10 protein-coding genes, 1 tRNA gene and 1 pseudogene are annotated in these 13,162 nt (G+C 54.7%); 4 read left to right on the plus strand and 8 right to left on the minus strand.

Translation table 11 applies throughout. The annotated features are described in order from the left end of the window. Nucleotides 1-110 precede the first annotated feature (110 nt). The 5 genes from DFP86_RS06065 to DFP86_RS06085 form a co-directional block, all read right to left on the minus strand. Nucleotides 111-914 carry a hypothetical protein gene (locus DFP86_RS06065; protein WP_133679191.1) on the minus strand — a complete coding sequence of 268 codons (804 nt, stop codon included), beginning with the start codon at nt 912-914 and terminating at the stop codon, nt 111-113. A gap of 89 nt (nt 915-1,003) precedes the next feature. Continuing rightward, nucleotides 1,004-1,798 (minus strand): hypothetical protein, encoded by a 795-nt coding sequence (locus DFP86_RS06070; RefSeq protein ID WP_133679193.1) that lies wholly within the window; start codon nt 1,796-1,798, stop codon nt 1,004-1,006. Then, the gene (locus DFP86_RS06075; protein WP_133679195.1) at nt 1,799-3,109 is read right to left on the minus strand and encodes a hypothetical protein; all 1,311 of its coding nucleotides are present in this window, start codon (nt 3,107-3,109) and stop codon (nt 1,799-1,801) included. A 4-nt stretch (nt 3,110-3,113) separates the two neighbouring features. Next, nucleotides 3,114-5,768, minus strand: coding sequence for a type VI secretion system Vgr family protein (locus DFP86_RS06080; RefSeq protein WP_133679197.1), 2,655 nt, complete (start codon nt 5,766-5,768; stop codon nt 3,114-3,116). A 169-nt stretch (nt 5,769-5,937) separates the two neighbouring features. Then, on the minus strand, nt 5,938-6,942 hold the full coding sequence (locus tag DFP86_RS06085) for a nitrilase family protein (protein WP_133679199.1): 1,005 nt from the start codon (nt 6,940-6,942) through the stop codon (nt 5,938-5,940). A 98-nt stretch (nt 6,943-7,040) separates the two neighbouring features. Here DFP86_RS06085 and DFP86_RS06090 point away from each other — a divergent pair, with 98 nt between their 5' ends. Beyond that, complete coding sequence (locus DFP86_RS06090) at nt 7,041-7,916, plus strand: LysR family transcriptional regulator (RefSeq protein ID WP_133679201.1); 876 nt, start codon at nt 7,041-7,043, stop codon at nt 7,914-7,916. Between the two features lie 140 nt (nt 7,917-8,056). Here the strand turns inward: DFP86_RS06090 and DFP86_RS06095 are convergent, their stop codons facing one another. Then, a complete protein-coding gene (locus DFP86_RS06095) occupies nt 8,057-8,443 on the minus strand; it encodes a hypothetical protein (protein WP_133679203.1) in 387 nt (128 codons plus the stop codon). Nucleotides 8,444-8,910: 467 nt separating this feature from the next. Between DFP86_RS06095 and DFP86_RS19820 the strand changes: the two genes are divergently transcribed. From DFP86_RS19820 to DFP86_RS06110, 3 genes are read left to right on the plus strand one after another with little or no spacing between them, the layout of a single operon-like run. Beyond that, entirely contained in the window at nt 8,911-9,138 is a 228-nt protein-coding gene (locus tag DFP86_RS19820) for a hypothetical protein (RefSeq protein WP_133679205.1), read from the plus strand. Continuing rightward, a complete protein-coding gene (locus DFP86_RS06105; RefSeq protein WP_133679207.1) occupies nt 9,135-11,333 on the plus strand; it encodes a DNA cytosine methyltransferase in 2,199 nt (732 codons plus the stop codon). The genes DFP86_RS19820 and DFP86_RS06105 overlap by 4 nt, the downstream gene beginning before the upstream one ends. Continuing rightward, a complete protein-coding gene (locus DFP86_RS06110; RefSeq protein WP_133679210.1) occupies nt 11,330-12,481 on the plus strand; it encodes a hypothetical protein in 1,152 nt (383 codons plus the stop codon). Before DFP86_RS06105 ends, DFP86_RS06110 begins: the two co-directional genes overlap by 4 nt. A gap of 40 nt (nt 12,482-12,521) precedes the next feature. Here the strand turns inward: DFP86_RS06110 and DFP86_RS06115 are convergent. After that, a pseudogene (locus DFP86_RS06115) lies at nt 12,522-12,791 on the minus strand (DDE-type integrase/transposase/recombinase); the annotation flags it as partial. 256 nt (nt 12,792-13,047) lie between these two features. Continuing rightward, a tRNA-Leu gene (locus DFP86_RS06120) sits at nt 13,048-13,132 on the minus strand. Nucleotides 13,133-13,162: the final 30 nt, after the last annotated feature.

Below are 13,162 nucleotides of genomic sequence, written 5' to 3' on the forward strand. Positions count from 1 at the left end.
GTTGCCCAAGGTAAAGAGTGTAAAAAGGATACGATATTTCTTGTTTCAATACCAGTCAATTACGTTGCATGCAGCAAGAAATGTTTTGCGCAGAGTGCCGGTTGCCAATGTCAGAATTCATCTCCACCAATCAAACCTCTGAAGGTATCAGGATATTTGTCATAAACGACAGGTTTGCCAGTGCGTAGTTCAAGTCGCAGGGGCTTGTACAAATTAACGTATAGATTGATGGCAGCACGGGACCAGAGGATATAAGTTAGCGGAGTCATCAATAGGGCCTCCACGTAGCAAATTGCCATTGCCCCAGTTGCATTGGCTAACAAACGCGTCGCTAAGAAGATCCCGCCCATACCGAGCGGAGCGACCAGCATTAGCATGTAGTTGAGTATCCGGTAGTTCCAATGTGCGAGAACAGAGTTATCCCGAGCACTAATAAATCCACGTTTTTTCCACAACATGACCACTTCGCGTTCTCCCTCTCTGAAATCCGCGTCGAAGCCTATTGCTTTCATTTTCTGATGCACTCTCATCAGTTCGGAGATGATTATGCATAACAAACCGGTGAGTAGTGTGGCTACAGCAGCCTTTAATTCCGATGTCTTATGTGGAGAGAAAAAATAGAACAATAAATTAATGGAAAGGCTAAAGAATAGCCAAACCCACCCCTCTAGCAGCATAAAAAATGCACGTAGAAGCACTCTTCGAGTTTCTTTGACAAAGCGAACGACCACCCAATCAAGCAGCAGCTGAACACCCCACAGCATCAGAATAAGGAGAGTAAAGTGCTTTAGGTTTTCCCCTCCTGAGAACGCCATTCCTCCAAATGCAGCCACTTGGATTAAAAACATCATTGAATGCGCAAGAAGCGAAACTTTATATAATCTCGATATTGATATTTTTTCTGTTTTCTTCATCTAATGGAAATTGGCATCATATGAGGCCAATACCCTTGATGGTCTTTCTAGTGGGGATGAGATAAATAGCAGTAATTCTCAGCCAAAAATCAGAACTCATCTGTCCCGACCAGACCTCTAAACACATCCGGGTACTTATCATAAACCACAGGCTTACCTGTGCGTAACTCGACTTGCAACGGCTTGTAAAAATTAACGTATAGATTGATGGCGGCACGAGACCAAAATATATACGTTACTGGGGTCATTAATATCGCCAATAAAAAGCAAATCGCCATATTGCCGCTGGAATTTTGCAGCAAGCGGGTAGCGATCATGACGCCACCCATGCCAAGCGGTGCCAAAACCATTAAAATACGGATAAGTATCTTATCGTTCCAGCGAGCAATTGCAGAGGCGTTATGCGTGCTGATAAATCCATGCTTTTTCCACGATAAAACAATTTCGTTTTTTTCTTCCTTGAATTCATTGTCAAAGTCAGTTTCTCTGATTTTGTTTTTGACCCGTATCAATTCCGCAGCGATCATGAATAATAATCCAGCAACTAAAATGAAGGCTGAAATTTCAAACCCAATATTTTTTTTCGGCGCAAAAAAATAAAAAAGCAAGCTGATGGCCAGCGTGCTGTAAAGCGTTACCCAGCCCTCTAGACACATATAAAATGCTCTAATTAGTGGTCTGCGTGTTTCTTTGGCAAAATGATAAACGCACCAATCAATTAGCATCTGAATGGCCCAGAGGAAAATATTGAAAATGGCGAAATTATTTAAATTGACGCCATCAGATGTGGAGAAGGCTGCATAGGGAGTTGCCATGAGAAAAAAAAGTACAGAATGCCCGGCGAGCATAAATTTAAAGAAACCGGAAATTGTGGAATTGTCCATTTAGTGCATCCATGAAAGTACGGGCATCATATGTGGCCCATAAGCATGGTAATCTTTTGGCCGGTACTGATTCAGATATTCAAAAGAGCCTCTGAGTGCCTTCGCCAAGCTACCAGTGATATGCAGCTTGTTATCCACCATGCCCAGTAGGACGCTAACCACAACCCCACCCACAAGCACAGCAGCGACAGCTACGCCAACTGTTGCCCCCACTCCACCGGCAAGCGCGACCAACACGGAGCCAACTAGAGACGTTGCTATCGCCCCAATCCAAAAAAACGCCACATCCGTCAGCATTTTAGCGGCCAAGTCGAAGACATCGCTGATCGGTTTTCCGGTTTTGGGATCGATGGTTTGACTATCGTGCCACCACTCCGCCACGTCAGTGGTGATCTGCAGTAAAAACAGGAGCCGGCCAGCCTTGGATGCTAAGGCACCGCCAGGAGCCTCCCAGGCGGCTTTCCCCGCCTCCTTCAATGACCCGGCCCCAGCAGTGATTTGCACGGCCTTGATATTGCTGGTTTTATACTTTGCAGCATTATATTCTTTTCTGAGCTGCGGCCATTCGCGGAAAATGATGTAGACGTTGTTGCCATATTTTCGCAAATAGAAGGTCGTGGTTCCCAACTCTTTAAAAATGGTCGCCTTCTGTGCCACCGAGACACCGACCGTGGAGATTTGGTTGATGATCCAGTTGCGTGTAATGACATCGCTCTTGTCGACGGCTGTGGGGGTGCCACCATTGGCCACAAACTGCGCCACCGATTTGAGCTCTGTGTACGCGCTTTGGGGTACTTGTAGTACGCGGATATGCTCGACTGGCTGCGCCGGCGCTGGCGCATGAGACTGTGGGCTTGGTGCTGAGTTGGTATGCGGTGCGGCCGCACTGGCGGGCGCGGTTTGCTGCTGGGGCCGTAGAGTGAAAATCAGCGGAGCGGGTTTTTCCTTCGGGTCTTCACTGCAACCATGAGTGCAATCCATTTGCTTGACGTTAATGCGGTTGATCACCTTGCCATTGCACCGCAGGTGTAATTCCGCGCGGATGTTTCGTCCCACCCAAACATGGCATCGCTCGCCGTCTTTGAAATCCAACTTGGTCAGCAACTTTTTGCTTTTTGGGTCGTAGAACCAGTCGCGCTGCGCCTTACCGGTTGCTTGCAGCGTGTATTGAGCATTGTTGCCTAGCTTGATATCGATAATGATGTCGCGGTGCTTGCGCAGAATTACGCGATTGGCGCAGCCGACCATGATGTTGTGGGCATCTTGGCCCGGCAAATCGATACAAACGGTATTTTCAACCAGGTTATCCATCGACTTATTCGCCTACGCGTTGGTGTTGTTGTGATTTGAATTCATCGAAATCGATGTTGCTCAGCTTGCCCCAACCATCGCCGTCCAGCGCCAGCGGAATTTCCTTACCGTCCTCGTTCTTCAACTTCAGGGGCTCGCCAGCAGGGGTGTTACCGTCTGCGTCTTCATAACGAATCTTCAAGTCCCCCTTCTGTCCGGTTTGTTTGAACGATTGCATCAGGCTGGTCGGCCCATCCATACTCTGTGACGTACCCTTGATACTGACCTTGCCCGGCGCATGCAGCTCGATCTTGCCGTCGGCGATGCGGATATATGCGCCGCCGCAGGTCAGCAGCACTTCCTTCTTGCCGTTGTACAACTGTTTGCCGTTGACCGAGGTGATCGTCAGGTTTTGTTCCGACGTCAGTTCCATCTCGCCGCTTTGCGCTTGCACCTGCACTTTGCCCTTGCTGGCGATCAGCTTGAGGCTGACGGCCTCTTTCACCCCGGCGACGAACAGGCTAATGTTTTTGCCGACGTTGGCGAGCCAGCGACGGCCGGCCGTGTGGTTGACGTCGCGCTGGGCCACCAGATCGAGGTTGCTGCCGGCGGCCAGCGTTTGGCTTTGTTCCGTTAGGCTCGCGATACCGGCTGGGGCGCTCATGACCAGAATGGGTTGTTGGCCCTCGCCTTGGGCATTGGCGCCGGTGTTGGTACCGGTTTCCCAGGCCTTGGCGTGCTCATCCAGCGTTTTTTGCGGCTCGCTGTCGATGGTGTCGGCCAATTGTGCGGTGGCGGTGTCGCCCAGGCTTTGGCTCAAGGCGAGTGCGGCATCGAGTTGGCTTTGCGCGTGAGTGCGTGCCAGTTGATTGCCGGCAGCGCCTTGTTGCGCTTCGGTGGAAAGCAGCAGGCCGTGTGCGGCGCGGACGGTGCCGTGCTGGTCGGTTCGAAGTTCGAAGCCTTCGCCGCGCGGTTCGGCTTTGCCGTCCGCTCTTGGGTGGGCCAGGAAGCCCTGGTTGAGCTGCGTGGCGCCGTGCGTACTTGCCAACCGGGTGCGGACTTGGTTCGGCGTGTCGTCGAACAGCAGTTCGTTGTGGCCGCTGCCCTGATGTTCTTTCGATTTAATCCCGGACAGCGTCTTGTTGCCCGGAAGTGCGCCGCTGGCGGAGAAGGTCGGCGGGTTATGGCTGCCGTTGTACAGCACGCCGGTCACCAGCGGGCGGTCGATGTCGCCTTCGATGAAGTCGATCAACACTTCCTGGCCGATACGCGGAATGAACTGGTGGCCCCAGGCGGCGCCGGCACTGGGCATGGCGACGCGTACCCAGCAACTGGAGCGTTCGTCGAAGTTGGCGCCGGCCTCGGGGTGTTCCTGGTTACGCGCCCAGTGGAATTGCACCTTGATACGGCCTTGTTCGTCGGTGTGCACTTCCTCGCCGGCCGGGCCGACCACCGTCGCGGTTTGCACGCCCAGTGCGGTCGGTTTGGCGTGTTCGGTGCCGCTATAGGCCGGTGACAACGGTAGCCCCCTGGGTTGGGCGTCGAATTGGGTTTGATAGGGGGTGCTATCGGCCGGAGAGGCGAGCAGGCGTTGCAGTTCGTCCGGCAGGTTGTTGCGCGCGCTGAAGGTTTGGCGGGTAACGATGAACTCGCGTTGCTCTGCCGGTAGACGGTCGTGGGTAGGGTGATCGTCGAGCCGGAACCAGTGCCCGGCGTGCAGCCCGCGCGCGGTGCCGCTGCCTTGGAAACCCTGCGCGGCCAGGTCGTGTGCTTGCTGGCGCAATTGGGCATAACGGGTCAGGCCATCGGCATCTGCGGCGTAGTACAGCGACTGTGGATCGTAACTTTCCAAGGATCGCTCGGCCGGCTGGTCGGGGCGCTGGCTGCTGTCCATGGCCTGGCCGGTCTGCACCGCTTTGTAGTCGAAGCTGGCCAAACTCACTTGGCGGGTGCCGAGGTTCTGGCGTGCCTGCCATTCGGTCAGGCTGTCTTCGCTTTCGGTGGCATCGGCGCGCTGAAAACGCACGCGCTGTTGCGCCGACTGCGGCAGGGAATACGGGTCGTCGAATACCGTCAGTTGAATGTGGTCGTCGACGGTATGGAAGCGCCAGCCCAAGCCTTCTTCAGCCAGCAAGCGGGTCAAGAACGCCAGATCGCTTTCGCGGTACTGGACTGTATAGCTACGAGGTGCGGCGGGGCGAGTCAGATCAAAGGCCAGCGTCTGCAGCCGGGCGAACACCGGGTTGTTGGCCTGATGTTCGGCGATGACCTGCTTGACGATGTCCGGTACCGATAGATCTTGGAAAACCCGGCTGGTGCTTCGGTGGCGCAGCAGCGCGAACGGCGGCTCTAACGTCAGCCGGTAGCGGCTAAAACCGCCGTCACTGCCGAGCGCTTGCGCCTGGGTTACCACCCCGGCACGCACTACCTCTTCGCCGTTTTGATCCTGAATGGCCAATTTCGCCGACTGACCGAGCAAGTCCCTCAACGCCAGCTTGGCGTCGGGCGACAGGCAGTCGACGCTATAGCGATAGTTGTCAGAGACGGCTTCTTCTCCGTCGACGCTTTGCGGTAGGAGGACACCGTCCCATTGGCCGTCTTGGCCAATGTCCAAGGTCATCAGACGTTGCTTCTGGTCGAAGGCGGAGGCAAAGGCGGCGAGGAGGTCGGTCAGGGGCATGGGCGGTTCAGACAGTCTGCTAAATGATAAATGATTATTTAAGATGTGCTAGCAAACTATAAACGATAGTCGGATGACGGACAATGAGACCTGTCTGAAAGTACAGGTATTGGGCATCGGTCGGTGCTAAGAGCGAACACGCAATGTGCCAATGCGGCATCACTGGGCATTACCTCGTTTTTCCTGTTATCGATTGGATATCGTCATGCGTCGGCCGGGTTGAGAAACGCGCCTCGCGGGCATCCAGTTCCCGGCCATCCACCTGGCACAGCAAGCCGTAAAGCGCCGGGCGGCGACCGCGCAGCCAGCGTTGCCCGGTGCTCATGTTCACCAGGCTGAAGTCCAGCTCAGCCGTCACCATATCATCTTGCGCGGCCCAGGTTTCCGCCAGGATGCGCCCGTAGGGGTCGAGGATCATGGCGTTGCCCGTGCGCACTTCGTCTTCGTCTTGGCCGACACCGTTGCTGAAGACCACGAAGACGCCGTTATCATGCGCACGGGCTGGTAGCCAGCGCATCAGCCACTCCCGACCATTCGGCCCTTTGAAGGCGGCCTCGATGGCTTCGGGATCTTCATGTCTACGCTGCCATAGCGTCAGCGGGATCGGTTTCATACCATGCGGAGAACGGGAGCAGGTGCCGCCGGTCTGGTGCGGGGCGATCAGCAGGGTGGCGCCCAACAAGGCATTGGCACGGACGTTTTCCACCAGGTTGTTATCCCAGCAAATCAGGATGCCCGCCCGGATGCCCCACGGGGTCTCAAACACCGTGAAGCGGTCGCCGCTGTCGATACACGCATGTTCGAACGCATGCAGTTTGCGGTGGCAGTGCCGCGTGCCATCCGGCAGGCAGACCACATAACTGTTGAATAGCCGCCCATCATCGGCGCGTTCGATGAACCCGGCCCCCACGCCAAGATGGTACTGCATGGCCAACTGCTGCAGCCGGTTGACCGATGGCCCATCCAGCGGTTCGGCCAGGGCTTCGACCTCGGCTGGCGGCAGTTTGGGTACATGCCAATAGCCGGTGATGCACATTTCCGGGCAAACCAATAACTGCACCCCACGCGCTGCTGCCGCGGCGGCAAAAGCGGCAATACGCGCCAGGTTATAAGACTTGTCGTTCGCGCGGTGTTGAAACTGGACGGCTGCAACCTTCAAGACAGGGGCGTTCATTTCGTCTCTTTCGGCAATCATGATCGGAGCGTTCATTTCAAGCCGGTCGTGCATCGCTGTAAAATGAATATCATTGCCACATTCAATAGAACTTCGGAATGAATCTCCGCCTGCTACGCGCGTTTGTGACGTTGGCCGACCTGGGCCACTTCGGTCGTGCGGCCGATCTGCTGTGCATTACCCAGCCGACGCTCAGCAAGCAAATGCGCCAGTTGGAATCCGAATTGGGGGCCCGGCTGTTTGAGCGAGGACGGCACGGCGCCCAGATCACGGCGGCGGGTACCGCATTGCTGCCCGATGCACGCCGGCTCTTGCAGGACGGCGAGTCTTTGCAGCAGCGCGCCCGCCTGACCCGGCAAGGCGCGTTCGGTACCTTACGACTGGGGTTCGGCCTGTCCACCTTGTCGCTGGCTACCCGTTTGGCGGCCTTGTTTCAGCAGCAGCACGCAGGTGTGCGAATGGCCATGGACGATTTCGCCTCGGCCGAACAGACCAGGCGCTTGCTGACCGGCGAGCTGGATGTCGGGTTCATCCGCTTGCCCAGCATGGCCAATCTGGAAACGTTACCGCTATTGGATGAACAACTGGCCCTGTGCCTGCCGCCAGACCACCCCTGGCAGACGGTGCCCGCCGAGGCCGATGCCTGGGCCGAGCTGAATTTCATTGCGCTGTCGCACAACCGCGGGCCGGGCCTGGCGGCGCAAATCCGGCATTGGAGCGCCACCAGGCATTTTCAGCCGAGCGTGACGCAATTCGCGGACGATCTGCTCACGGTGCATGCCATGGTCAAGGCCGGACTCGGCGCCGCCTTGCTGCCTTGGCATGCGGCGCAACAGTTGCCGACAGGGGCGAAACTGATGGCCATCGACGACCCGGCGGCGCATTGGCAGATCGGGCTGGCTTGGCGGGCTCCGGTGGCATCGCCGCTGTTAGCGCGGTTCATCGAGTTCGTACGGGCGACAGAGAAGGCGTAGCGTGCGTTCGCGAAGCAACGCACGACCTTGGCATTCTCGCCCAAAAATCGGAGCTAAGCGGCGAGGACGCTATGCACTAAGCTGCGTCAAAGCAAACGGGCCGATGCATCGGCCCGTTCCAAACGCCTCAGACAGCAAGCCTAGCCGCCGCTTTTGAGCTTGCGGTAGTCTGCCAACACCCCATCCGCCAACTGCCAAGCCTGGCGCAACGCTTCGCCGAGCTTGTCGTCGGTGAAGGCCAGACTCGGATCCTGCGCTTGCAAGGCGCGTAGCGCGCACTGACACACCTCGACACATTGGTTGAAATCGCCGGCACTGATCACCTTGCCGTGGCGGATCTTGCGATAGTGGATCGCGGTCATCGACAGGTATTGCTGCGTGCGCTCGGCCAGTATTTCACCCTGCTCGCGTTGCCATTGAAACAAGGTGTCCATCAGCGTGCGGCAGGCGTTTTCGGTGCGCTGCCAGCGCTTGCTCTCGTCTTGGCGTGCGGCTTTGGTTGGGGTGGTGGGTTTTTTGTTGGTCATGTGGGTGGGGATACTGTGGTGGTAGGGGGATTTTACATGAGGAACCGCCACCCATCCCATTGGCGGCTTTTCACCTTGTGCTAACGCTGACCCTAGTCCGAAAATCCCTAGCACCTCACCTGAGGTCGTTTTCCAGGAATGAATTGAATCACCCCGCGTTTTGTAGTCACAGTGACGTCTGCTTCCCCTCAAAATCGGTTGTTTGGGTCGGGAGCGTCGAATGGCTACTTCGGCCAAAGCGGTCTGTCAGCATGGTGGAACGTAACGACCGGTTTACACCGAACTTCGGACACGTCCCCTGCTGGGCTGTTCAATTCAGGCTGACCATCACATTAAGCCGATCACCTCACACCTCTTAGGGACCTCTTTAAGCAATCCTGAAAGGTTCGTTTCAAGCGATGTGATCTTGACAGTATCTTCGCGTGTGTCAACAATGAACACATTGCACATCCAGCGGGTTTTTTGCCATGAGTGAAGACATTGGTCTGCGCATCCGCGTGGATGATAAACTGCGGCACGAATTTATCGAGATTTGTAAGGCGCGAGATACCACGGCGGCTCAAGTTCTCCGTGCATTCATGAGATCGTATGTCGAAGAGCATGGAGAAAGAATTCGACAACCTAGGCTCTTTGAAGCCCCCTCCTCTCTGGACTCAGTGATTCGCGAGCCGACTAATGCTGAAAATAATAGATGAAAAAGCTCACGACAATTTCGCTGTTCGCTGGTGGTGGCGGACTAACCCTTGGTATCGGCAAAGCTGGTTTCGAAACGTTGTTCGCGACGGATTTGGAGCCCTCTTCAGCAGCAACCTTTGGCATCAATCTTCCTAAAGTCCCTTTCTATCAAGGTGACGTACGGCGCTTAAGCAGAGATTTGCTTGAAAAAAATATTGGCAATAGGAAAGTCGATTTGGTTGTTGGAGGACCTCCTTGCCAAGGCTTTTCAACTCTAGGCGACCAAAACCCCGCGGATCCAAGAAATGGACTTTTCTGGTGCTTTGCGAGGGTGGTGGAATGGCTTGCCCCTCCGTGCTTCTTGATGGAAAACGTTAATTATCTCCGTACCCAATATGGCGGGCGGTATGAGCGCGAGATCGTCGAAGCCTTTGAGCGCTTGGGTTATCACGTTTGGGTGACAACGCTTAACGCTGCAGACTTCGGTGTCCCGCAAGTCCGAAAAAGAGTTTTCTTCTTTGGCTCCAAGTTAGAGTTCCCATTTAAATGGCCTACTCCAACTCACGGTACTTCTGAGACACCGTACGAAACTGTTTGGCAAGCAATTGGTGATTTGAGTCATGGGGCCACCGAGATCCAGAATCATTCGTTTCTACGCCACGGGGACACCGTTGTCGCAAGGTACCGCTTGATTCCTGAGGGGGGGCGAATGCCGCCTCCGGCGGAGCTACCTGAGGAAATCCGCCGCAAAAATTTCGGAAATACATACAAGCGACTACACCGTCATCGGCCGTCGCTTACGCTTGTTCCCGGAAACAACGCATTTCCTGTGCACCCTATAGAGCATCGCAGCCTGTCTCCTCGTGAGGCAGCCCGTTTACAGACTTTTCCGGACCACTACGTGTTTCAGGGCTCTCGCGCTGAACAGTGCAAACTTGTTGGCAACGCGGTCCCGGTCTTGCTGGCTCAGCGACTGGGAGAGGCAATCAAGGCCCATATTGCGGGAGAAGTGCCTGCGTCCGAGGGCGAGCAACTGCAATCATCTATATCAAACGTACCAAGGAATACACGGACAGTGAAAACACAGCCGAAGGTAAAACCGACTGATGTAACGGCGGTGAGCTTCTTTACCGGAATAGGCGGGCTCATGCTCGGGTTCCTTAACGCCGGAGTACGTGTTGCAGCGTCGTACGACATGAAAAACAGTGTCGAAAAGAACCTAAATCTCAACTTCCCTAATGTCCAACATGTTCGAGCGGACGTCGCTGAGTTGTCCCTTGATGACGTTAAGGCGCAGTTGGCGGGTCAAAAAGTCGATATTGTTTTTGGAGGGCCCCCCTGCCAAGGATTTTCGATTTTCGGTAGACGGCGGTTCGTAAATACTCAAGACCACCGACCTGATCAGGACGAGCGGAATGAGCTTTCGCTGAAATACGTCGATTTGGCAATTGGTTTGGCACCGCGCGTAATTTTTTTGGAAAATGTGAAAGGGTTTACCTCAACACCTAGAGGCAACTCGAGCTATTTGGTGGAAATTGAAAGGCTTCTCCACGAGGCCGGGTACGAGCTTGAGTATCGTGTCGTGAATTGCGCAGATTATGGTATTCCGCAACTCAGAGAGCGCTTCATACTAGTAGCATGGGCTCAAGGTCTGAAATTTCAATGGCCAGAACCAAAACACTTTATGGCCCCAAAATCATGGCAAAAAGCCTACGTAACTGTTGGGGATGTGCTCACCGATTTGATGGATACATCCACCCATAGCGCGGACTTCAGCCACGTTCCAATGGCACACAAGGAACTTGTGATTGAGCGATATAAGCTAATCCCGGAGGGTGGAAGGCTTCCTGAAAGCGGTCTGCCTGAACACCTGAAGAAAGGCTATCGAACCGACGAAGTCAAAAATTTCAGCCATGTTTACAAGCGTTTGTCTATGAGCGCGCCCGCAACAACAATGGTTCCAGGGCATAATGCTTTCCCTGTACACCCTATTCTTCACCGGACGTTGACTGTGCGAGAGGCTGCACGGATTCAAACATTTCCAGATTGGATGCGGTTTGTAGGTACGCGGCAGCAGCAATGTACCCTTGTTGGTAACGCAGTACCTCCTTTGCTTGCTGAGATATTCGCAAATAACATTGTGAAAACCATCAAGGGAAACTTCGATTCTGAAGGTTATAAGCGAGACGTATACGATCTAGCGACTGCAAAATGACTAACCACGATATATTGGCGTACGCAGTGGCCACGGAGGCCGTCGCCCGCTTGAGAGCGGGAGCGGCTCCTTGGAATTCGATTTTTTCCGCCAGCGCCTACATAACCGCGTCTCGCGCTTGGCCTGTCCCCGACTTCGTCCTGGTCGACAGCACGAACTCGCTAACCATCGCTGCAGAGTTCAAGCCCCCTCTTCAGTCCAAGCGCGAATACCTGACAGGTCTGGGCCAAGCGATCGCGTATTCAAAAGATTTTCACTACGGGTTGTTGATCCTTCCAGAAATCGCAGATGATGGATACCCAATCGCTAGGCATGTTGTTGATGTTCTACAGCAGGGGTCTCTTGCTGGGATTCCTGTTGGCGTCCTTAGCTATGCGCCAGCTACCTTCTCCCCCCATCATCCCGCGTTTACGGAAGCACATTTCTTCTCTCCCCGCTCCACGGCGCCTAGCCACCTTGCTCATCTCGACAATAGCTTCTACGCCAAATGGCGAGAAATGAGTCCACAAGAGGTTTTGCTTTTGCTTGCATTTTGTTACGACGAGATGCGCACACCGTCCTCATCATCGGGGACTGTCCGAGACCGTGCCTTTGATCTCCTGTGGCAGGAGATTCAAGCTGGGAGAGTAACGCATTGGGCAGGAGGGGTTCGCCACTATTCGGCGGGAACCAAAACAGCAGTCAGCAAAAATTACCGGAATTTCCTATTCCATTTAGGGTGGACTGAGGCGGATGGGGCGTTAACGAAGGAGGGTTTGGATGCTCTCCACGTAGGTACCTTGTATGGCCATTCCTCTCGCCCTTTTGGGGATTCCATTGCTACGGCTGCGCTTACGACTGGCAAGCACCTGATTCTCTTCAATGCAATCAGTGAATTTCAAGATTCGCTTGGCAGCGCGTTCCCGAATGAGAGCGACTGGCTAGATCAACTTGAGTCATTCTTAGAGGTGAAGGGGTTGCTGAAACGTAACCCAGCCCGTGGCGCAGCTGCCATAGCAGGTTCAGCCAGGCAATTTCTCAAGGCAGAAAAACAGTTCTGGAAAAATCTTGAATTAATTATTCCAAGAGGAAGCCGCGTATTTCATCCTAGCCGAGGATTCATTTTCAATTGGTCGCGCATCACGGATCTCCTTCAGTCCTCCCTGTGACCAACTGAAGCTGTCGCGACTCATTCCATCGCATGGTGGTATGCTGCCCTGTGCTGTAGGCGTCCAGCCCCAGCACGACCGTCTTCATGTTGTCGAACAGCACCTCCTGCGGCACCTCGTGGAAATAGTCACACGCGGCCTGCAAGTAGGCACGTACCGACTCAAAGCTCTCGCAGATGACAAAGCGCACGAACGACATGCGGCTATAACCCAGTGTGGCCACGAAGGCCGATAGCGGCGACCGTCCGCGAAACACCACGAAATCCGCCTGCATCCGACGTCCGGGCTCGGTTTCGAAACGAACCGCTGGGCAACGTCAGACCGCCTTCATAGCCCTGCGCTTGGATTCGACGGCTGACGAGGTTGGGTGATCGCGTTCTTCGATTGAACGGGGCGCGGTAGACGCCGATTGCCAGCAGTTTTTCTTTGCCGTCGATCCGGTATTTGAGGCGTCAGTGCTTGGCGCTGTTCAGATTCATATGGATTCCCGTGGACGACGCCAAAAACAAAAAACCCGCAAGCCAAAAAAGCTTTGCGGGTTTCAGTCGGCACCCCTCGAAGGGGTTTGGTGCCCAGGGCCGGACTCGAACCGGCACACCTTGCGGCGGGGGATTTTGAGTCCCCTGCGTCTACCAATTTCGCCACCTGGGCATACAGAGATCGGCAGTTTACCCAAAGAGG

Origin of the sequence: Paludibacterium purpuratum (assembly GCF_004363805.1) — a bacterium.
Lineage (GTDB): Bacteria > Pseudomonadota > Gammaproteobacteria > Burkholderiales > Chromobacteriaceae > Paludibacterium > Paludibacterium purpuratum.

What these genes read in the sequence shown, in the direction of transcription:
- DFP86_RS06065 (WP_133679191.1), bottom strand. Translation starts at nt 914, where the DNA reads ATGAAGAAAACAGAAAAAATATCAATATCGAGATTATATAAAGTTTCG.
- DFP86_RS06070 (WP_133679193.1), bottom strand. Translation starts at nt 1,798, where the DNA reads ATGGACAATTCCACAATTTCCGGTTTCTTTAAATTTATGCTCGCCGGG.
- DFP86_RS06075 (WP_133679195.1), bottom strand. Translation starts at nt 3,109, where the DNA reads ATGGATAACCTGGTTGAAAATACCGTTTGTATCGATTTGCCGGGCCAA.
- DFP86_RS06080 (WP_133679197.1), bottom strand. Translation starts at nt 5,768, where the DNA reads ATGCCCCTGACCGACCTCCTCGCCGCCTTTGCCTCCGCCTTCGACCAG.
- DFP86_RS06085 (WP_133679199.1), bottom strand. Translation starts at nt 6,942, where the DNA reads ATGAACGCCCCTGTCTTGAAGGTTGCAGCCGTCCAGTTTCAACACCGC.
- DFP86_RS06090 (WP_133679201.1), top strand. Translation starts at nt 7,041, where the DNA reads ATGAATCTCCGCCTGCTACGCGCGTTTGTGACGTTGGCCGACCTGGGC.
- DFP86_RS06095 (WP_133679203.1), bottom strand. Translation starts at nt 8,443, where the DNA reads ATGACCAACAAAAAACCCACCACCCCAACCAAAGCCGCACGCCAAGAC.
- DFP86_RS19820 (WP_133679205.1), top strand. Translation starts at nt 8,911, where the DNA reads ATGAGTGAAGACATTGGTCTGCGCATCCGCGTGGATGATAAACTGCGG.
- DFP86_RS06105 (WP_133679207.1), top strand. Translation starts at nt 9,135, where the DNA reads ATGAAAAAGCTCACGACAATTTCGCTGTTCGCTGGTGGTGGCGGACTA.
- DFP86_RS06110 (WP_133679210.1), top strand. Translation starts at nt 11,330, where the DNA reads ATGACTAACCACGATATATTGGCGTACGCAGTGGCCACGGAGGCCGTC.